Source organism: Pseudomonas sp. D1-36 (genome assembly GCF_051132205.1).
In the GTDB taxonomy this organism is placed as follows: Bacteria; Pseudomonadota; Gammaproteobacteria; order Pseudomonadales; family Pseudomonadaceae; genus Aquipseudomonas.
The window spans coordinates 2558780-2578895 of sequence record NZ_CP071674.1; the positions used below are offsets into that span (position 1 = coordinate 2558780).

Annotated in this window: 9 protein-coding genes; 5 read left to right on the forward strand and 4 right to left on the reverse strand. The window is 63.0% G+C overall.

The annotated features are described in order from the left end of the window. The first annotated feature begins 11 nt into the window (after positions 1–11). The 3 genes from J3P76_RS11510 to J3P76_RS11520 are packed head-to-tail and all read left to right on the forward strand — an operon-like array spanning position 12 to position 14448. A complete protein-coding gene (locus J3P76_RS11510; protein ID WP_434701961.1) occupies positions 12–9029 on the forward strand; it encodes an amino acid adenylation domain-containing protein in 9018 nt (3005 codons plus the stop codon). Beyond that, on the forward strand, positions 9026–12808 hold the full coding sequence (locus J3P76_RS11515) for a non-ribosomal peptide synthetase (protein ID WP_434701962.1): 3783 nt from the start codon (positions 9026–9028) through the stop codon (positions 12806–12808). Before J3P76_RS11510 ends, J3P76_RS11515 begins: the two co-directional genes overlap by 4 nt. Continuing rightward, positions 12805–14448: a cyclic peptide export ABC transporter gene (locus J3P76_RS11520; RefSeq protein ID WP_420763723.1), complete on the forward strand. Its 1644-nt coding sequence runs from the start codon at positions 12805–12807 to the stop codon at positions 14446–14448. Before J3P76_RS11515 ends, J3P76_RS11520 begins: the two co-directional genes overlap by 4 nt. 18 nt (positions 14449–14466) lie before the next feature. Here the strand turns inward: J3P76_RS11520 and fhuF are convergent, their stop codons facing one another. After that, positions 14467–15195, reverse strand: a complete 729-nt coding sequence (fhuF, locus tag J3P76_RS11525) for a siderophore-iron reductase FhuF (protein ID WP_434606037.1) — start codon at positions 15193–15195, stop codon at positions 14467–14469. Between the two features lie 199 nt (positions 15196–15394). On the opposite strand from fhuF, the gene J3P76_RS11530 reads away from it, so the two are divergent. Together J3P76_RS11530 and J3P76_RS11535 are read left to right on the forward strand one after the other, a co-directional pair. After that, positions 15395–15598 (forward strand): MbtH family protein, encoded by a 204-nt coding sequence (locus tag J3P76_RS11530; protein ID WP_420763725.1) that lies wholly within the window; start codon positions 15395–15397, stop codon positions 15596–15598. Between the two features lie 48 nt (positions 15599–15646). Beyond that, positions 15647–17077: a diaminobutyrate--2-oxoglutarate transaminase gene (locus J3P76_RS11535; protein WP_420763726.1), complete on the forward strand. Its 1431-nt coding sequence runs from the start codon at positions 15647–15649 to the stop codon at positions 17075–17077. 154 nt (positions 17078–17231) lie between these two features. Here the strand turns inward: J3P76_RS11535 and J3P76_RS11540 are convergent, their stop codons facing one another. Genes J3P76_RS11540 through J3P76_RS11550 form a run of 3 tightly spaced genes read right to left on the reverse strand, consistent with a single transcriptional unit; the run spans position 17232 to position 20028 of the window. Then, positions 17232–18158 carry a sugar ABC transporter substrate-binding protein gene (locus tag J3P76_RS11540; RefSeq protein ID WP_420763727.1) on the reverse strand — a complete coding sequence of 309 codons (927 nt, stop codon included), beginning with the start codon at positions 18156–18158 and terminating at the stop codon, positions 17232–17234. Positions 18159–18217: 59 nt separating this feature from the next. Then, positions 18218–19009 carry a TIM barrel protein gene (locus J3P76_RS11545; RefSeq protein WP_420763728.1) on the reverse strand — a complete coding sequence of 264 codons (792 nt, stop codon included), beginning with the start codon at positions 19007–19009 and terminating at the stop codon, positions 18218–18220. Next, complete coding sequence (locus J3P76_RS11550) at positions 19006–20028, reverse strand: Gfo/Idh/MocA family oxidoreductase (RefSeq protein WP_434606034.1); 1023 nt, start codon at positions 20026–20028, stop codon at positions 19006–19008. The genes J3P76_RS11545 and J3P76_RS11550 overlap by 4 nt, the downstream gene beginning before the upstream one ends. Positions 20029–20116 lie beyond the last annotated feature (88 nt).

The following is a 20116-nucleotide window of genomic DNA, read 5'->3' on the forward strand; positions in this document are numbered from 1 at the left end:
GGATGAGTACGATGACGCAACAAGCTTTCCTGGAGATTGCGCAGCGGCTGGCATCCTTGCCCGCGGAGAAGAAAAAGGTCTTTCGCCAACGCCTGTCCGAGAAGGGCATCGACAGCTGGCGCCTGCCGATCGTCCCCGCTCTGCTCGGCGAAGGAGAACACAGGCCGCTGGCGCAGGCGCAGCGGCGCTTCCTGTCGGCTGAAGCCCTGAGCAGCCGGGCCCTTTATAACCTGTGCTCGGTGCTGCGCTTCGATGGGCGCCTGGACGGCGCGCGTTTGCGGCAGGCGATGCAACAGGTGGTCGATCGCCATCAGATCCTGCGCACACGCTACCGCCCTGATGCCAGCGGACAGCTGCAGCCCCATTGCGCGCCACAACAGGTGCAGCTGCCGGGCGTCGAGCGCTTGACCCTCGCCGCATCCGAGCACGAGCAATGGTGTGCCGATGAATATGCCCGCCAACTCGCCGAGCCCTTCGACCTGGCGCAGTCGATGCCTTGGCGCTGGAAGGCATTCAGCGATGCCCAGGAGCATTGCACCTGGCTTTTTTTCACCATTCACCACGTCGCCTATGACGCCTGGTCGGCCCAACAACTGACCCTGGAACTGGCCGAGGCTTACCGGGCACTCGCTTCGAACGAGCCTGCCGCGTTAGCTGAACTGAGTATCCAGTACGCCGATTACGCCGCATGGGAACGTGAGTGGCTGGACAGCGATAGCTGCCGGCAGCATATCGATTTCTGGCGCGACCAACTGGCCGATGCACCGGCGCCGATGGCGTTGCCACTGGACCGTCCGCGCCCCACGCCCACACAACGTCGCCACAGTGGCGCGGTCCTGACCCGGGAGCTCCCGCCGCAACTGACCACGGCAGTCGAAACCGCGATCCGCAATCATGGCGTGACGTTGTATATTTATGGCCTGACGGCATTCACCTGCCTGCTGTCGCGCTATAGCGGCGAGACTGATCTGTGCCTGGGCACCTCGATTGCCCAACGTGACCGTCCGGAACTGGCATCGTTGATCGGGCCGTTACTCAATACCCTGGTGATTCGCCAGCGCCTTCAAGGCAATCCGGACTTCAGCAGCGCGTTGCAGCGCACCCGCGACACCGTTGCGGCGGCGTTCGACCATCAACAGTTGCCCTTCGAAAACGTCCTCGAAAACCTTGAACGTCCACGTTCGAGCCCGTTGTTCCAGGTCATGTTCGTCCAGGTCGATCTGCCCGAAAGCCGCACCCTGGCCTTGCCCGGCGTGGCGGTGGAGGTACTCGACCCGCCGCAACGCCACGCGCGTTTCGACTTGACGTTGCGCATGGTCCGTACCGCCGACGCGCGGCTGCGTTGCGAACTGGAATACAGCGACGAATTGTTCGACACGGCCACGGTCGAGCAAATGCTCGACGACTTGCTGGCGATCTTCCACGAGGTCTCGGCTCATCCGCAGCGGCGGTTGTCGGACCTGCAACTGGTTTCCACGCCGAGTGAAGTGCGCGGCCCGGTCCTGGGCGCGATCACGTTGCCGTTGGACCAGCAGGTGCTGCATTGGGCCACGCACACGCCGAATGCCGTGGCGTTGTGCAGTGTGGGGCAGAGCATCGATTACGCCACGCTCGGCGCGGCCAGTCGCTCGATGGCCGCACGGCTGGCCGCGCAGGGCGTTGGGCCGGGTCAGGTGGTCGCGCTGTGCATGCCGCGCTGTGCCGAACAAGTGCTGGCGACCCTGGCGTGCTGGCAGCGTGGCGCCACCTGTCTGTTTCTCGACCCGGCGCAACCAGCCCGGCGACTCGCACAACTGTTGCACGACAGCGGCGCGAGCCTGTGGCTGACATTGGCGCAAGCACCCGAGACCGGCGTGGGCATCCCATGCCTGGTGCTGAGCGCCGACGATTGGTCTCTCAACGCGAACATCCACCAGTACGAAAGCCTCAGCCAGCCTCAGTTGCCTGCCTACCTGATCTACACGTCGGGCTCGACCGGCCAGCCGAAAGGCGTTCAGGTCACGCATGCCAACCTCGCCCATTACGCCAATGCCGTCGGTGAACGCTTGCAAGCCAAATCGGGTAGCCGCTGGGCGACCTTGGCAACGGTCGCCGCCGACCTCGGCTTGACCTCTGTTTTCGCCGCGCTCAACGCAGGCGACACGCTGGTATTGCCACCGGCGTCGTTGGCCTTCGACCCGCCCGGCTGGGCCGATTTTCTCGACCAATATCCGGCGGATTGCCTCAAGATCGCCCCTTCGCACCTGCGCGGTTTGCTGGCGTTGGACGACGCCCGTCGCGTGTTGCCCAAGGTGCTGTTGATTCTTGGTGGCGAGGGGTTCGACCAGGCGTTATTCGCCAAGGTGCGTGAACTGGCGCCGCAACTCCGTATCTTCAATCACTATGGCCCGTCGGAAACGACTGTCGGCGTGGTCTGCGGTGAAATTCTGGACTCCGAGGCGTTCGTAGCGGGTCAGTATCTGCCGCTGGGCCAGCCGCTGTCCGGCTGTGAGTTGCGCATCGTCGATGGTCAAAATCGGTGCGTACCGCTGGGTGTCGCCGGTGAGCTGCTGATTGGTGGTCCCCAGGTTGCCCAAGGCTATCTCGGCCAGCCTGAGTTGACAGCACGTGCGTTCGGCGTCACGGCCCAGGGCCAACGCTTTTATCGCAGCGGCGACCGGGTTCGCCTGGATCGCGACGGGCGCCTGGTGTTTCTCGGACGTCAGGACGATCAAGCTAAGATCCGCGGGTTCCGCGTCGAACCGGGCGAAGTCAGCGCCTGGCTCAACGCCCAGCCTCAGGTTCGCGAAGGCGCCGTGCTGGCTTGTGAAGTAAAAGGGCGGACGCAACTGGTGGCGTATGTCAGCCCCTCGATGACAACCCAAGCGCTGGCGGCGCTGCAAGCCGAGGCCAAGCGGCAACTTCCGGAACACATGGTGCCGGCCCATTGGTTGGCGCTGGACGCTTTGCCGCTGACTGCCAATGGCAAGCTGGACCGACGTGCATTGCCTGAGCCGACGATCGATGAGCCGGCCGCCGAAGCCACCGAGCAGCCCAGCGGAGCGACCGAACAACGATTGGCGCAACTGTGGTGCCAGATCCTCGGCTGCGCGCCAGTTGGCCGCGCGGACGATTTTTTCGCTCTGGGCGGGGATTCGATTCTCAGCCTGCAATTGATCGGCCTGGCATCCCGGGAAGGGCTCAAGCTGGAACCGCGGGACGTGCTGCAGCATCCGACCCTGGCGGCCATGGCCCTGTGCATCGACTGCCGCGCCGAGCCGGCATTGCTTGCGGTTCTGACGGCTTTTCGCGAGTTGCTCGGACAACCTGGCCTGGGGCCGGACGCCGATTTCTTTGCCATGGGCGGCGACTCGATCCTCAGCTTGCAGTTGATCGCGCGCTTGCGTCAGGCCGACTTGCGCCTGATGCCCCGGCAATTGCTGGAAAACCCGACCCCTCGGCAACTGGCCAAGGTGCTCGCACCGATCGTCGCACCGGTCGCTGATGCCGTGGCGCCGTGCGAGGACGCGGCGCAACCGCAGGCTCTGTCCCATGCCCAGCAACGGGTGTGGTTCATGCAGCAATTCGACCCGGCTGAAACCGCCTACAACGTTACCCAACTGTTGGCCTTGCGCGGCGACCTGGATGTGCCCCGCCTGCAACGCGCCTGTCAGGCGCTGGTGACCCGGCATGACGCATTGCGCTGCCGTTTTTTCGAAGAGCACGGGCAAGTCTGGCAGCGGCTGGACGATACGGCTGCACCGATCTTCAACGTCCATGACATCGGCGCCCTGAGTGACTCGGAACAGGACGCGGCCATTGCCAGTGCCGCCAAGCGGGTGTTCGATCTCACGCGAGGTCCGCTGCTGGCCATCGATGTGTTTTGTGTGGCGCCTGGCGACTATCGCCTGCTGTTCAACGTGCACCACATTGCCGTGGACGGTTGGTCGATGGGCTTGCTCGTCCAGGATCTGGCAGCGCTTTATCAAGATCAGACCCTACCGGCGGCAAGCGCTTTGCTGCCGTTGATCAAGGCGCATCGAGAGCGCTTGGATGGCGCGTATGGCAAGGATTCGTTGGCCTATTGGCAACAACGCCTGGAAGGCCTGGGCAACGAGCCGCTGGAGCTGCCTGAGCAATCCACGCGGCCGGCGGTGCAGGCGTTCGGTGGAGCGCGAGACGAATATGTGCTGCCCGGTTCGCTGAGCACTGCGGTCGAGGCGCGGGCGAGGGTGCTAGGCGTCACGCCGTTCGTGCTGTATTTCGCGGCCTATCAGTTGCTGCTCTGGCGCCACGGCGGGCGCAGTGATTTCGCCATCGGCTTGCCGGTGGCGGGGCGTGAGTCAGTCCAGAGCCAGGCGTTAGTCGGGTTGTTCGTCAACACCCTGGCCCACCGTGTCCAGATCGACGGCCGCCAGAGCCTGCAAGCATTCGTCCAGGCACTGGACAGCACGCTGAATGAGGACCTGGCCCATCAATCGCTGCCGTTCGAGCAGTTATTGGAAGTGCTGGATGTAGAGCGCAGCCTGGATCGCACGCCGCTGTTCCAGACGATGTTCAACTATCAGGTCGACCATCAGGATTCCCGCAGCCTGAACCTGCCCGGCATCAGTGCCCAGGCTTTGGCGCTGCCGGGTGGCGTGGTGAGCGCCAAATTCGACCTGACGTTCAACCTGTTCACCCAGGGTCGCGGTGCCGAGGCCAGCACCGGTTTGATCGTCGAATACGCGACCGCATTGTTGCGGCCCGACATCACTCGCCGGTTGGTAGAGGATTACCAGGCATTGCTCGCCAGCCTGTCGGGCCAGGATCTTGATGCGCGCCTGCTGGAAATCCCGCTGCGTTCGGTTGCGACGTTGGCGACTGCCGGGAAGTCGTTGCCCTTGCACGGCGAAGCGGATTGGGTGACGCGTTTCGAAGTGCAAGCCGCTGTGCATCCCGAGTGCATCGCCGTCTATTGCGCCGACCGCCAATTGAGCTATGCCGCGCTGGAGGCCCAGGCTAACCGCTTGGCTCATTGGTTGCTGGCCCAGGGCGTCGGGCCTGAATCGTTGGTTGCCTTCTGCCTGCCTCGGGATGAACGCCTGTTGGTGTGCATGTTGGGCATCCAGAAGGCCGGTGCCGCCTATTTGCCACTCGACCGCGCCCATCCACCGGCCCGCCAGGCGCAAGTGCTCAACCGGGCGCAGCCACATATGCTGCTTTGCGATTCGACGACAGGGGATTGGCCTGCCGACCTACGTGTTTGCCTGTGGGCAGATCTGCCATTGGCGCAATTTCCCACCCAGGCGCCTGGATTGGCGACGCACCTCGGGCAACTGGCCTACACCCTCTACACCTCGGGGTCGACCGGGCAACCCAAGGGCGTGCAGATCAGCCGCGGTAACTTTGCCAATTTCCTGCTCGCCATGGAGCAGGCGCTGCCCTTGGATAACGTGCAGCGTTACCTGGCCTTGACCACTGTCACTTTCGACATTTGTGGCCTGGAGCTCTGCCTGCCGCTGGTGCGTGGCGGCTCGGTGGTCCTGGCGGACGAGGACGAGCGCCAGGATCCGCTGCTGCTTGCACGCTTGATTGACGAACGGTCCGTTGACCTGATCCAGGCCACGCCCGCTACCTGGGCGATGTTGTTGCAAGGCGACCGCCGGGTGTTGGAAGGGCGAGTGGCCCTGGCCGGCGGCGAGGCGGTGCCGAAGGAGCTGGCCAGCGAGCTGAAGCAGCACGTGGCGCGCTTGATCAATGTCTACGGCCCGACCGAGACCACGGTGTGGTCGACCCAGACGCCGATCGACACACTTCAATTGCCCGTCGCCCCGATAGGCCGGCCGTTGCTCAACACCCGCTGCCATGTTCTCGATGAATACCTGTGTGAAGTGCCGCCAGGCTGCGTCGGTGAACTCTATATCGCCGGTGACGGACTGGCCCGGGGTTATGCCGGGCAGCCGGGGCTGACCGCAGAGCGCTTCATTGCCGACCCGTTCGGTAACGGTGGTCGCTTGTACCGCACCGGCGATCTGGCGCGCTGGCAGCCCGACGGCCAGCTGTACTACCTCGGACGCACCGACGACCAGATCAAGTTGCGTGGCTATCGCATCGAACTGGGGGAAATCGAAGCCGTCCTGCTCAGCCATCCTCAAGTGCTGCAAACGGTGGTGGCCGTGCAAGGCGAGCAGTTGGCCGGATTCTGGGTGGCGAATCCTGACGATGCACCTGGTGAGGCAGCTGTTCGAGATTATTTGCAGGCGCGCTTGCCGGTCTACATGGTGCCGACGCACCTGCAGGCGCTTGAGCAACTGCCGCTCAACAGCAATGGCAAGGTCGATCGCAGACAACTGCCGCGCTTGCAATCGGTTGTCGGCAGCGCGCCAGCAACCGGGCGCCCGCTGTCGGCCGGCGAGGGGATGCTGGCGCAGATCTGGGCCTCGGTGCTGAACGTGCGGGACGTCCCACCCGACGGACATTTCTTCCAATTGGGCGGGCACTCCCTGATGGCGGCCCAGGTACGCGGGCGCCTGCGGGAACAGGGCTTCGAGGTGCCATTGCGCTGGCTGTTCGAAACACCGGTGCTGGCGCGACTGGCCGAGCGAATCGAGGGCCTCGCCGCTGAGCAGGATCTGGCGTCGGTGACGATTCCGGTGGTTGACCAAGGCATCGATCAACCCTTGTCCTCGGCGCAGCAACGGGTCTGGTTGATGCAACAACTGGATGAGGTCGACAGCAGCTTCAACATGAGTAGCAACGTGCGCTTGCGTGGGGAACTGGATAACCAGGCCCTGGAGCGTTCGTTGCAACGGTTGGTGAATCGACATGCCATCCTGCGCACCACCTATCACCAGTGCGGCGGCGAGTTGCGCCAGCGAATCCACCCGCAATTGGCGGTGGCTTTGCAACGCCTGCCGTCGAGCGAATCGAAGTGGTCACTCGATGCCCGGGACATGGCGCTGCGACCGTTCGATCTCGGCAGCGAAGCGCCGCTTCGGGTGGTCCTGTATCGCCTCGGCGAACAGGAGCATGTACTGCAAATGGTCATGCACCACATTGCCTCCGACGGTTGGTCCGGCGCGGTGTTGGTCGATGAGCTGATCGAAGGTTACGAGGCCTACAGCACCGGCGTGCTGCCAACCCAGGAAGCGCTGCCGATCCAATACGTCGACTACGCCGTTTGGCAAGGTTCGGCGGCGGTCCAGTTGCGTCAAAGGGAAGGCTTGGAGTTCTGGCGAAGGACCCTGGCGGGGATTCCCGCGCAGGTGCCATTGCCATTCGATTTCCCGCGTCCGGAGCGAGATAGCGGTGCCGGGGCGGCGGTGGATTTCCAATTGTCGCCCGCCACGGTGGGCCGGTTGAAAACCTTTGCCCAGGACAGCGGCATGTCGCCTTTCATGGTGCTGCTGACGTGTTATGCAGCCGTGCTGCAAGGTGAGACACAAGGCCGCGATCTGGTGATTGGCACGGACGTGGCGAACCGCGACCATCCGGCCACCGAATCGCTGATCGGCTTCTTCGTCAACCTGCTGGCCTTACGCATCCGCGTGCAACCGGAACTGAGCTTCCATGAGCAGGCCATGCAAGTCCGCGAGTTATGCCTGCAAGCGTTCGCCTGGCAGGACACGCCGTTCGAACGCGTGGTTGAATGCCTGGAATTGCCGCGGGTGGCCAATGTGCATCCACTGTTGCAGACACTCTTCGTGCTCGACAACACGCCGCGTCAGCAGCGCCAACTGGGCGATCTGCAGGTCGAGCCGTTGACGGGCGAGCAGCACCACTCCAAGTTCGACATGGCGCTGTTCGCCAGCGAAGACCGCGACGCGCTCAGCCTGCGCTGGGTGTACCGCACCAGCCTGTTCCGTCCGGCCACCATCGAACGCTTGCGCGATGCTTTCGAGTTACTGCTGGAGCGCGCGCTCGCCGCGCCGCAAACCCCTATCGATACCTTGATGCCGACTGTGAAGGGAGCTGCTGCAATGTCCACGGACAACCCGCTGCAACGCAAAATGAGCAAATTGGGCAAGATGCGCCAGGGCGGATCGGCGGCTACCCGTGAGCCCATCGAGGCCCGGCCGCTACGAGCGGACTCGGCATTCCCGTTGCTGGTTTCGTTGCGTGACCGCGAACTGGCCCCGGCCATCTGGGCGCAAGCCAACCGCGACAAGGTCGAGCACTGGTTACGCGAGCATGGCGGCATCCTGTTCCGTGGCTTCGACCTGCCGACCCCGGCGGATTTCGAGGCGTTCTGCCAGGCGCTGTGCCCGCAGCTGTACGGGCAATACGGTGACCTGCCGAAAGAGGAAGGCGGCAAGAACATCTACAAGTCCACGCCATACCCCAAGGACCGGATGATCCTGTTCCATAACGAAAGCGCGCATCAGCACCGCTGGCCACGTCGGCAGTGGTTCTACTGCGAGACGCCCGCGACGTCCGGGGGCGCGACGCCAATCGTTGACAGTCGCCAGGTCTACCGCGAATTGCCGACGTGGTTGCAGGCGAACCTACGAAGCAAACAACTGATGTACGTGCGCAATTTCAGCACCAGCCTGGACGTTAGTTGGCAGCACTTCTTCCAGACCGAGGACCGAGCCGACGTCGAGCGGATCTGTCGTGAGAGCAACATCGAGTTCCAGTGGCGCGGCGCCAATGACCTGCACACCCGGCAGGTGTGCCCGGCGGTGATCCTGCACCCGTTGACGGGCGAAGAAAGCTTCTTCAACCAGATCCAGCTGTACCACCCGGCATTGCTCGATGAGGATGTTCGCGAGCAATTCCTGCGCGACGGCGAATCGGCAATGCCCAGGCAAGTGTTTTATGGGGACGGCTCGGAGCTCGAACCAGCGGCTATCGATGCCATCAATGCCGCCTACGACCGTTGTGCGGTGCGCTTCGACTGGCAACAGGGCGACGTGGTGATGCTCGATAACATGCTAGCGGCCCATGCTCGGGATCCGTTCGAGGGCGAGCGCAAAATCGTCGTCGCCATGGGGGAAATCTATGCCCGCCAGCAAGTCATGGCCGCGCCGGCGCAGACCGAAGAGACACTTGAAGAGTTGACCCCATGATGGACCTTGGACTCACGCTTTCACCCCAGCAGAAACAACTGGCCCAGGCCAACCCACACGCCTGGCGCTGGGTGCGCATGGTGCTGACAGGCGTTCCCGAAGGCATCGTCGAGCAACGCTTGCGCGACAGCCTGGCGCAGCATCAAGCGCTGCGCTTGCGCTATGAGCGGCCACTGGGCGCCACCGGGCTGCGCCAAAGGGTGATCGAACCTCAGGCATTGCGCCTTGACTGGCGCCTGGGGCGCGCAACCGACGGTCACGATGAGCAGGATTGGCTGGAAGAGGCGCGGCGTCGCTGCCAGGCCGAACAGCCCGACGTGCTGGCTTGGCTGCTCGATGATCAATTGTTGCTGGCGGTCCCGGCCTACTCGCTGGACGCGCGCAGCCTGGTCCAGTTGCGCGAGCATTTGCTGGGCCGCGCCGCGCCGCTGGATGACGAGCCCATGCAGTACGTGGACTACGTCGAGTGGATCAACGGCCTGCAACTGGATGAAGACGCTGAGCAGGGCGCACAGTTCTGGCGCAACCTGGCCTTGCAGGACATCCCGGGCATGCGCCTGGTCGAACGTTATGGCATCGCCAGTGGCCGTCATGCCGTCGTCCGTCAGGAGTTGGCGCAAAGCGAGGTGACGGGGCTGACCGCCCTGGCCGAGCAGGAAGGTATCGCTGAGGAGCAGTTGGTCTTGGCGGCCTGGGGATCATTGCTCGGCAGGCTCAATGGCCAACGGCAGGGCCAACTGGGTTTGCAGCATGACCCTCGAGATAACTACGAGGAACTGACCGGCGCGTTTGGTGTGTTCGAACAGACGTTGCCGATGGTGATGCAAATGTCCGAGCACAGCACCCTGGTCAACCTGGCCCGGCAAATGGCCCGGCAACTGGAGAGTGCCGTCGACTGGCAGGAATACGTCGGCCAGGCGCAGTTGTTGCCAGAGTGGCGAGCCAGTTTCCAGGCAGGATTGCAGGTTCTGCAAGTGCCGCAACCGGACGCGTTGCAGTGGCTCTCGTTTGACACGCCGATCGAGCTGCAACTTCAGTTGACCCTCCACACCCAGGGCAATGGCGAGCTGGCGTTGGCGTATGATTGCGGGGTGTATCGCGAGGAGCAGATGCAGGCGCTGCTCAAGCGTGTCAAGCATTGGCTCGGCCAACTGATGCAGTCGCCCAATGAGCTTATCGATGGCATGGATGCGTGTCTGCCCGAGGAGTCGCAGGTGTCCTCGCCGCGTCCTGACCTCGGAGCGGACCTTGACATCATCGTTGCCCTGCGCCGGCACGCCCAGGCACACCCGGATCGCCCGGCGCTGCGGTATGCCGACCAATTTCTCTCATACGCTGAACTCGATGCCTTGAGTGACCGCGTCGCCGGCAGCCTGGATCAGGCGGGCGTGGGCCGCGGCGACGTGGTGGGGCTGTATCTGCCACGCGGCGCGCAGATGCTGGTTGCGATGCTCGCTTGTTTCAAGGTCGGTGCCGCGTATCTGCCTTTGGATTCCCAACAGCCGCCGCTGCGGCTGGCTGCGGTACTGGATGACGCCCGACCTGCGTTACTCCTGCACTTGGAGGGCCTCTTGCCTGACACGTCGACCCGGACGCTGTGCTGGTCCCAGGCAAGCAAAGGGCCTGTGTCAGCTACATCGCACTCCGGCACCGCGCAAGACCTGGCCTACGTGCTCTACACCTCGGGCACCAGCGGCAAGCCAAAAGGGGTGCAGATCGAACAAGGGCAATTGCGCCATTACGTCACCCAAGTAACCCGTGCACTGCAACTGCCCGAGGGCGGGCATTATGGGTTGGTGTCCTCGCTGCTCGCGGACCTGGGCAATACCGTGTTGTTCCCGGCGTGGCTGCAGGGCGGTTGTGTGCATGTGCTGGCGCAGTCGACGGTGACCGACGCCCAGGCCTTTGCCGAGGAGCTAAGGCGTTATCCCCTCGACGTGCTGAAAATCGTCCCATCGCACCTCGAAGCCTTGATGGGCGAGCAAGCCGTCGGCGTACTGCCTCGCCAGGTGCTGGTATTGGGCGGGGAACCGATTGGCGAGGCGTTGCTGACACGCTTGGCCCAGGCCGAGCCGGCCTGCCGACTGTATAACCACTATGGCCCGACCGAAACCACCGTCGGGGTGTTGTGGCGAGCCATTGATCTTGCGCAGGGCGTGACTGGTTGTGCGTTGAATCAAGTGTTGGGTGCCAACCGTATTCATCTGCTTGACGAGCAGCAACGGCCAGTGCCGCCCGGCCAGGCTGGCGAGTTGTACATCAGTGGCGCCAGTGTCGGCAGGGGATACGTCGGCAATGTCGGTGGCGAGGCCTTCGGTGTAGATCCTGCCAGCGGCGATCGCCTGTACCGTACCGGTGACTTGGCCTTGCGCCAGGCCGACGGGGCCCTGCGCATTCTGGGGCGCAATGACCATCAGGTGAAAATTCGTGGGTTTCGCCTTGAGCTGGCGGAGGTCGAGCAGGCGATGCTCGCCCAGCCGGGCGTCTTGCAAGCCGCTGTGCTGCTGGATGGCGAAGGCGATCTCGGGCGGTTGCTGGCATTTGTAGTCACGGACGATGTTCAGTTCCAGGGGACGGATCCGTTGCGCGCCAGCTTGGCTCGTCAATTGCCGGATTACATGCTGCCCAGCGGAATCTTTGCGTTGAAGGCCATGCCTCTGAACAGCAACGGCAAGCTCGATCGTAAGCACCTGCTCGAACGGGCCCGGCAGCGATTGCAGAATACGCGGGTGAAGCCGGAGGGAGAGCTGGAGACGGTGGTCCTTGCGATCTGGTGTGACGTGCTGGGGGTCGATGACCTCGGCGTAACGGACAATTTCTTCAACGTTGGCGGGCATTCGCTGGCGGCGATCAAAGTGGTGTCGCTGATCCGTGAACGGTTGGGCCTCAACCTGCCGACCAATCTGTTGTTCGAGCGGCATACGGTGCGTGATCTGGTGCAGGACCTGGACGATATCGGCAGCGGCCCCTTTAAGATCTTGAGCGACGCCGATCCGCACGCACCGGCCTTGCTGGCGGTGCATGGTGCGCAAGGGCACCTGCAGGCTTACCAGCCGCTGGTGGAAAACCTGCGCGGCGAAGTGGCCGTCTTTGGCCTGGCCGCCCTTGAAAATGACTGGGCCCACGGCGATATGGATGCGCTGTTGCAGCAATACGTGGCGAGTATCCCGGTCCAGCTCAAACAGCGACCGATGGTGTTGTTGGGCTGGAGCCTGGCCGCGCGCCTGGCCTTGTTGCTGGTGCCGCATCTGCAAGCCAGCGGCTTCAGCGTCGAAGGCCTGGTGTTGCTCGATCACGATGCTCAGCGCAGCCTGGCCGGCGAGGGCGACGAAGCGGGCCAGTTGATTGCCGATTTCGCGTTTTATTGCCGCAGCCACGGCCAGCCGATCGGCGAGTCGCTACGGGAACGGTTGACGGGCCTGTTGGCCGGCCTCGACTATGCCGAGGGTGTCGCCCGGCTGCTCGACGATGAACAGGTGCGCGGGCACCTGCAATGGAAAGCGGCGGATGGTGAACTGCTGGCGCTGATGGCGCGATATCGCGCCATCAAGACCCGTTTGTACGAGCAGGCCTTGCCAACCGTTGACGTGCCAGTCTGGTTGTGGCGCGGCAATGCCCACGGCGACTTGCGCGCACAATGGCAAGTCCACGCGCGCCAACCGGTTAGCCAGTGGACGCTGGACGTGGGGCATCATGAGATGCTCGGCGAGCCGCGACTGGTCGAAAACCTGCTGCCTTTACTGTTGCAAACCTCTGCCAAGGTGGTGTCGGTCCCATGATGTTATTGAGAGAACTGCTGCACAACGCGCGATGGCGCATTTTCCTAGCGGTGCTGAGCAGTGCCCTGAGCGCGGCCACCAGTATCGGCCTGATCGGCTACATCAACCGTTGCCTGGAACAAGGTCTCAATGACCTCGGCCAGGGCTTGCTGCTGTTCGGTGGCCTGCTGGTGCTGTTGTTCATCAGCGGGGTCACCGCGCAATGGCTGCTGGTGCAGATCGGCCATCGGCTGGTGTACCAGCTGCGCTTGCGGCTGGTGGGCAAGGTGCTGGGCACCGCGCTGGAACGCATCGAACGGTTGGGCAGCCCACGCATCTACAACGCCCTGACCAAGGACGTGACCACCGTCGCCACGGCCTTCAAGCAATTGCCGATTTCCTTGTACAACGGCTTGCTGCTGTTGGCGGGGCTGGCCTATATGGCGTGGTTGAGCCTGCCGTTCTTCGGCCTGACGCTGGCAGTGATCGCCGCTGGCGTCGGCCTCGACGTGCTGCTCGGGCGCAAGGTCAAGACCTTGATGCAGGCGGTCCGGCAGCAGGACGACCAACTCACCGAGCAGTTCGAAGCCGCCATCCAGGGGCGCTGCGAACTGGGCCTGAGCCGGGAGCGTCGGCATTTGCTCTATCAACGCAAGCTCGAACCCATCGCCCGGGCGTCGCTGGACGCATCGGTACGCGCTGACACTTTGTGGGCCGTCAACCTGAACTGGACGACGTTGCTGGTGTTCGTGCTGATCGGCACGCTGTTTTTCCTCGGCCAGGGGCTGGGATTGCTGAGCCAGCAGGTGGTGGTGGGCTACGTCTTGGCGATCATGTTCCTGCGCACGCCGATCTCGATGATCCTCGACGCTATTCCCGCTGTCATTCGTGGTCATGTCGCTTTACAGGCCATTGATGCCCTGGCACTGGGCGAGACGGTAGAGTTCAAGGCGTCCGCGCAAGCAGCGCAGCCGTTTCGGGATCTGCGTCTGTCGAACGTGCATTACCGGTATGCCGGCAAGAACGAGGAATTTGCCTTTGAATTGGGACCGATCGACCTGACGATCCGGCGCGGCGAGTTGATCTTCATTGTGGGGGGCAACGGCAGTGGCAAGTCGACCCTGGCCAAGCTGCTGACCGGGCTCTATGTGCCCGCTTGCGGGGAGGTTTCACTCAACGGCGTGGTGCTCGATGCCAGCACCAGCGAATGGCATCGCGAGCACTTCGCCGCGATCTTTGCCGACTTCTATCTGTTCGCCGATGTGTTGGGCGAGGCGGGCGACCATGAAGGGCTGGAGGCTCGGGTGGACCATTATCTGGAGCGCCTGGGGCTGGCCCACAAGGTTGAATTCGCCGCTGGACGCCTGTCCACCACCGCGTTGTCCCAGGGCCAGCGCAAGCGCCTGGCCTTACTGTTGCTGATGATGGAAGGCCGTGAAGTGTTCCTGCTGGACGAGTGGGCGGCTGACCAGGACCCGGTGTTCCGCCATGTGTTCTACAACGAATTGCTGCCCGAGCTCAAAGCGGCCGGCAAGACGGTCATCGCGATCACCCATGACGACCGTTATTTCGACGTGGCGGACCGGGTCTATCGTCTCGACTACGGCCACCTCGTCGATTACGACCGGGCGACGGAGAATCCCTTTCAATTGGCAAAATGATCGGCGCGATCAGACGCTTCAATGCTGCCGCTTGCATTCATCGAGGGGGCAACTGCTGCAATAGCCGACGCTGGGAAGGCGATACCGAATGCAGCAGATTCGCCGCAGGCGCTGCGGCTCTTCCTCGCCGATATCGTGGTAACGCACGGGGGCGAACAGCGGGTTGCGCCGACCATCGGGGCGCAGGCGGGCAGTGAGGATTTGCCGGGCGGGCAGGGTGCTCTCGGGATTGGCCAGCGGATGCAGGTCGATCCGCGTGGTGACGAATTCGAAGGTGTTGCCGGCATTGCTCCAGAACAAGCGGGGCGATGCGCGGCTGACACTGGCCAGCGTGTCGATGACCGGTTCCAGGTGTTGTTCGACCAGCGTATGGAACCGTTCAAAGGCTGTGCATTCGGGCAGTGGTTGCCCGGCGTCGCGAACATGTAAGGCCTGTGGCCTGGCGTCGTCGCCGAGTTTCAACCCAACATCGTTCAGAGCGACTGGCAGGTCCCGTTGCAGCAACAGGTTGGCGCCCATCACCGGCGCGAGGAAGGTACTGAAATACCACTTGGACCACAGCGACACCAGGGCCAGGCGTTCATCGGTCTTGTAGCGCGCCAGCAGCTCGTCGACGAACTGACTGAACGTCTCGCGCTGGAAGAACAGTTCCACCGACAGAACGGTGGGCGAGTGGCTGCGCAGTTGCAGTTTTTCTTCGAAGGCCGCGAGCGGCCCGGTGAACAGCGGAGCAAGGCTGGGAATCATTGACTCATCCGTGACCGCGAATTGAGAGACGTTATCGTCCAGAAGGGGCGAAGTATAAACAGCGCACCACCGTCTTGCGACTGCTCGTGGGTGTTGAAGCAGGCAAGCCATGTAAGATTTATAAAATATTAATGAGAATCGATACTATTAGTATTGTATCGTAGCGATCTTTCCCGTCATGCCAGTCAAGGAGCAAGCAATGAGTTTGGATAGCCCGGATACGCGGTTTCTGGTTGTCGTCAACGAAGAGGAGCAGTACTCGATCTGGCCGGACTACCGCAGTGTGCCCGATGGCTGGCGCACCGTAGACATGCAGGGCAGCAAGGAAGAGTGCCTGGCCTACATCGAGAAAGTCTGGACCGACATGCGCCCACTGAGCCTGCGCCAGGCAATGCAGGCATAAGGACAGGGCTGATCGCCCACGACAGCGTTCTCATCTCAGGGAGTCAAAATGGAAAGTGTCCAGCCCCGCTCATCATCCAGCGCCACCTTCACGCTGGAGCAGTTCCGCCAACAGGCGCCTCGCGAACTGAATACCAATCCGTACCTGCAACGCCAGGCGGCCCGGGAATCGAATGCGCGTTCATACCCGCGACGCATCCCGCTAGCCCTGCAAGAGGCTCACGGCCTTTATGTTCGCGACACGCAGGGGCAATTGTTCATGGACTGTCTCGCCGGCGCGGGAACCTTGGCGCTGGGCCATAACCACCCGGTGGCCATTGCGGCGATGCGCCAGACGCTCGATTCCGGCTTGCCCTTGCACACCCTGGACCTGACGACGCCGGTCAAGGATCGCTTTGTCGAGGACCTTTTCAATGCCATGCCGGAAAACTTCGCGCGTCACGCGCGCATACAGTTTTGCGGGCCGACGGGTGCAGATGGCATCGAGGCGGCCCTGAAACTGGCGAGAATCGCCACCGGGCGTAAGCCGATCCTGACGTTCTCCGGCGGCTATCATGGCATGACCCTGGGGACATTGAGCCTGATGGGCAACCTGGGGCCGAAACAGGCGCTGGGCTCGCTGATGGCCGACGTGCAATTCCTGCCGTACCCTTACGACTACCGTTGTCCGTTCGGCATCGGTGGTGAAGCTGGCATCGATGCCGGGCTGCACTTCATCGAACAACTGCTGAGCGACCCGGAATCGGGCGTGTTGCCGCCGGCGGCAGTGGTCGTGGAGGTGGTGCAGGGCGAGGGCGGGGTGATCCCGGCACCGGTACGCTGGCTCCAGGGCTTGCGCCAATTGACTCGCAAGTACGGCGTGGCCCTGATCATCGACGAAGTGCAGACCGGCCTGGGTCGTACCGGCAAGCTGTTCGCTTTCCAGCATGCCGATATCGAGCCAGACATTCTGGTGCTGTCCAAAGCCATCGGTGGCGGCCTGCCACTGGCGGTGATGGTCTATCGCGAAGAGCTGGACACCTGGAAGCCCGGTTCCCATGCCGGCACGTTCCGTGGCAACCAGATGGCGATGGCTGCAGGTGCCGCGACATTGCGCCATATCATCAGCGAAAACCTGCCAGAACATGCCGATGCCATGGGGCAGCGCCTGATGGAGCAACTGCGCCAGTTGCAGGGCGACTACCCTTGCCTGGGCCAGGTGCGCGGTCGGGGGTTGATGGTGGGCGTGGAAGTCGTCAGCGACACCCCGAGCGACAGCCGTGTTCCTCCGGCGGACACCGCATTGGCCCAGGCCATCCAGCGCCAATGCCTGCGCCTGGGTGTCATCCTGGAACTGGGCGGGCGTCACGGCGCCGTGGTGCGATTCCTGCCGCCGCTGATCATCCAGGCCGACGAGATTGATGTGCTGGTCGAACTGTTCCGTGTTGCATTGAACAACGCCCTCGCCGAGACCAAGGGCCGAGCGTTGCACATCGCTTGATCCAGCGCTGTTCACTCGTGGCGAGGGAGCTTGCTCCCGCTGGGTCGGTCCGACGCTTCGGGCGCAGCGGCCCCAAAATCTTGCGGCTGCTACGCAACCGAGCGGGAGCAAGCTCCCTCGCCACGGAGCCATCATTTTTCTCAGGTGATTACTGCTACTTGTAACGCTGCTCGAACACCGCCAGTTGTTCAGGCTTGATCAACTGGAAGGGCACCCAGACTTCTGTCTCGACCGGCTCGCCCTTGATCATCTTGATGGCTGCCTGCACCGCGCTGGTCGCCTGGGCCTTAGGGTCCTGGAATACCGAGGCGACTAGCATCCCGCGCTTGATCGCCGCCAGGCCGTCCGGCAAGCCGTCAATTCCGACAATCGCAACCTCGCCCTTGGCCTTGCCGGATTGTTGCAAGGCCATGGCCGCACCGATGGCCATCTCGTCATTGTTGGCGACGATGGCATCGAACCGGCTGCCGGCGAGCAACCAGTTGCTGGTCAGGTCCATGCTCTTGTTGCGTTGCCACTCGGCACTCTGCTGCTCGACGATCTTGATGCCGGGAAAGTCCTTGAGCACTTGCTTGACCCCTTCGGTGCGGTCGTGGGTAGCGTTTTGCGCGAGGTCACCCATGATGATCGCCAGGTTGCCTTTGCCGCCGAGCTTTTCGGCGAGGTAACGCATCTGCAATTGGCCAGCCTCGATGTCATTGGACGCCACCGTGACCACCCCTTTGGGCAGCGTACGCTCGTCCGGGTGCCGATTGACGTAGACCAGTGGCGTCTTCGCCTCGACTGCGGCACGGGTGATATTGGCGGTGGCGGAGGTGTCGACCGGCAGGACGATGACCGCGTCCACTTTCTGGTTGATGAAGCCCTGGACCTGGTTGAGCTGGCGAACCACATCGCCCTGGGCGTCCTCGAACTGGATCTGGACGTTGTCCTTCTTGGCGGCCTCGTCCAGGCCGTTACGCACATAGGTCATGAAGTTATCGTCGACCCTGGCGATGCTGACGCCGATGCGATAGTCGGCGGCGGCCCATTGGCTGAAGAGCAGGAGCAGCGTGGCGAACAGCAGTGTGCAACGACGCATGATGGTTTTCCTTTTGTTGTTATGGAGTGAACGTCATCAATAAATGTTCTGCACGGGCCTTACCCATCCAGCGTGAAGGCCCGCCTGAATCGCTCAAGCGCCCGCTCGCTGTCTCCGCTGGCCCAACCTTCGAGGCCGACTACACCGCTGTATCCCATGCCGGACAACGCCCTGGCAATCGCCGGATAATTGATTTCGCCAGTGCCGGGCTCCATGCGGCCAGGCACATCGGCGACTTGGATTTCACCGATGGCGCCGCCGGCGCGCTGGATCAGTTCGGTCAGGTTTCCTTCGCCGATCTGCGCGTGATAGAGGTCCAGGTTCATTTTCAGATGCGGGCTGCCTACGGCTTCGATCAGCGCCAGGGTGTCGTCGGCGCGAGCGAAAGGCGTGCCCGGATGGTCGACTTCGGTGTTGAGGTTTTCCAGCAGGAACACACGGCCGGCGTCTTCCCCCAGGCGGGCGATTTTTTCCAGGGTCTTGCAGGCGCTCAACCACATGCGGCCGGTGGCCTGGGCCACGGGTTTGACCGGCAGACCCTGGTCCCCCAGGCCGGTGCCGTGCAGGTTCAGGCTCGGGCAATTCAATTGCGCGGCGACACCCAAGGACTCCTGGGCACTGTCCAGCAGTTGCCGGATGTCCTCGGGGTCGGTGAGGTTGCCCGTGATGTAGCCGGTCATCGAGGTAAAGTCAGCGCCCGTCGCGGCGAGGGCAGGGATGTCCTTGGTCGTCCAGTTCCATATCTCGACGCTGAAGCCCAGCGCATGGATGCGTTTGACGCGTTCGATAAAGGGCAGGTCGAGGAACACCATCTCCGCGCTGACCGCCAGCTTGAACGGTACGAGACTCATGACTGCGCTCCTTGGACACGCACCGCTTTGCCTTGCTGGAAAGACTCGATACAGGCACGGGCAATCGCCAGCGCGGCCCGGGCGTCCTCACCGCTGGCTAGGGGCTTTTCACCGCTGCGTACGCAATTGACGAAGTGATTGAGCTCGGTCACGTAGGCGTCACGCAGCAAGTCGGTGTCCATGCGCTGGGTATCGGCCTGGACGCCACTTGCCAGGTAGCGCAGCAAGTCGCTGTCGTTGACGCTGCCCATGGTCAGCATGCCGGCGCTGCCGAACACTTCGCCGCGGACGTCGTAGCCGTAAACCGCCTGGAAGTTAGCCTCGGCCGTGGCGATGGCGCCGTTGTCGAATCGGATCGTGACCACCGCCGTGTCGAGGAACCCTTTGTGTTTGAAGTCCGGCGCGATCAACGCGTCGGCCATGACGAACACCTCGACCGCTTCTGCACCCGGATTGAGGTAGCGCAGGGTGTCGAAGTCGTGGATCAGCGTCTCCAGGAAAATGACCCATTGCGGCGAGGCGGCGGGATTGTTCAGCGCCGGGTCGCGGGTCAGCGAACGCAGAAGCTGTGGCGTGCCGATTCGGCCGGCGACCACGTCCAGGTGCGCGGTGCGGAAGCTCTTGGCGAAGCGCCGGTTGAAGCCGACTTGCAGCGTGACCCTCGCATCGGCAGCGGCGGCAATGGCCCGATCGGCTTCCTCCAGCGTGACGGCCATGGGTTTTTCGCAGAAAACGCTTTTGCCCGCCTGCGCCGCGCTGATCACCAGTTCGGCGTGGCTGCGAGCTGGCGCGGCGATCAGCACCGCGTCGATATCCGGGTCATTCAGCAACTGTTGTGGATCGGTATGAACCTTCCCTACGCCTAGTTCTGCGGCCAGGCGCTCGGCCTGGCCGGGGGTAGGATCGGCAATGGCGGCAAGGTATGCGCCGGGGATGTGGCGAGCGGCGGTCAGGCCGTGAAAGCTGCCCATGCGACCCGCACCGATAAGACCCAGGCGGACGGTTTTTGACGTACCCATGAAAGACTCCCTTTTATTGTTGTTCGCGACTCGTCGTCGGTGCATTGCCGGGAGCAAGGGCTGTGCCAATTGATAACAGACTGAAAGT

Bases quoted from the DNA above. Each gene is read 5' to 3' on its own strand.
- J3P76_RS11540 (WP_420763727.1), bottom strand. From the start codon at position 18,158: ATGCGTCGTTGCACACTGCTGTTCGCCACGCTGCTCCTGCTCTTCAGC.
- J3P76_RS11515 (WP_434701962.1), top strand. From the start codon at position 9,026: ATGATGGACCTTGGACTCACGCTTTCACCCCAGCAGAAACAACTGGCC.
- J3P76_RS11545 (WP_420763728.1), bottom strand. From the start codon at position 19,009: ATGAGTCTCGTACCGTTCAAGCTGGCGGTCAGCGCGGAGATGGTGTTC.
- J3P76_RS11510 (WP_434701961.1), top strand. From the start codon at position 12: ATGACGCAACAAGCTTTCCTGGAGATTGCGCAGCGGCTGGCATCCTTG.
- J3P76_RS11535 (WP_420763726.1), top strand. From the start codon at position 15,647: ATGGAAAGTGTCCAGCCCCGCTCATCATCCAGCGCCACCTTCACGCTG.
- fhuF (WP_434606037.1), bottom strand. From the start codon at position 15,195: ATGATTCCCAGCCTTGCTCCGCTGTTCACCGGGCCGCTCGCGGCCTTC.
- J3P76_RS11530 (WP_420763725.1), top strand. From the start codon at position 15,395: ATGAGTTTGGATAGCCCGGATACGCGGTTTCTGGTTGTCGTCAACGAA.
- J3P76_RS11550 (WP_434606034.1), bottom strand. From the start codon at position 20,028: ATGGGTACGTCAAAAACCGTCCGCCTGGGTCTTATCGGTGCGGGTCGC.
- J3P76_RS11520 (WP_420763723.1), top strand. From the start codon at position 12,805: ATGATGTTATTGAGAGAACTGCTGCACAACGCGCGATGGCGCATTTTC.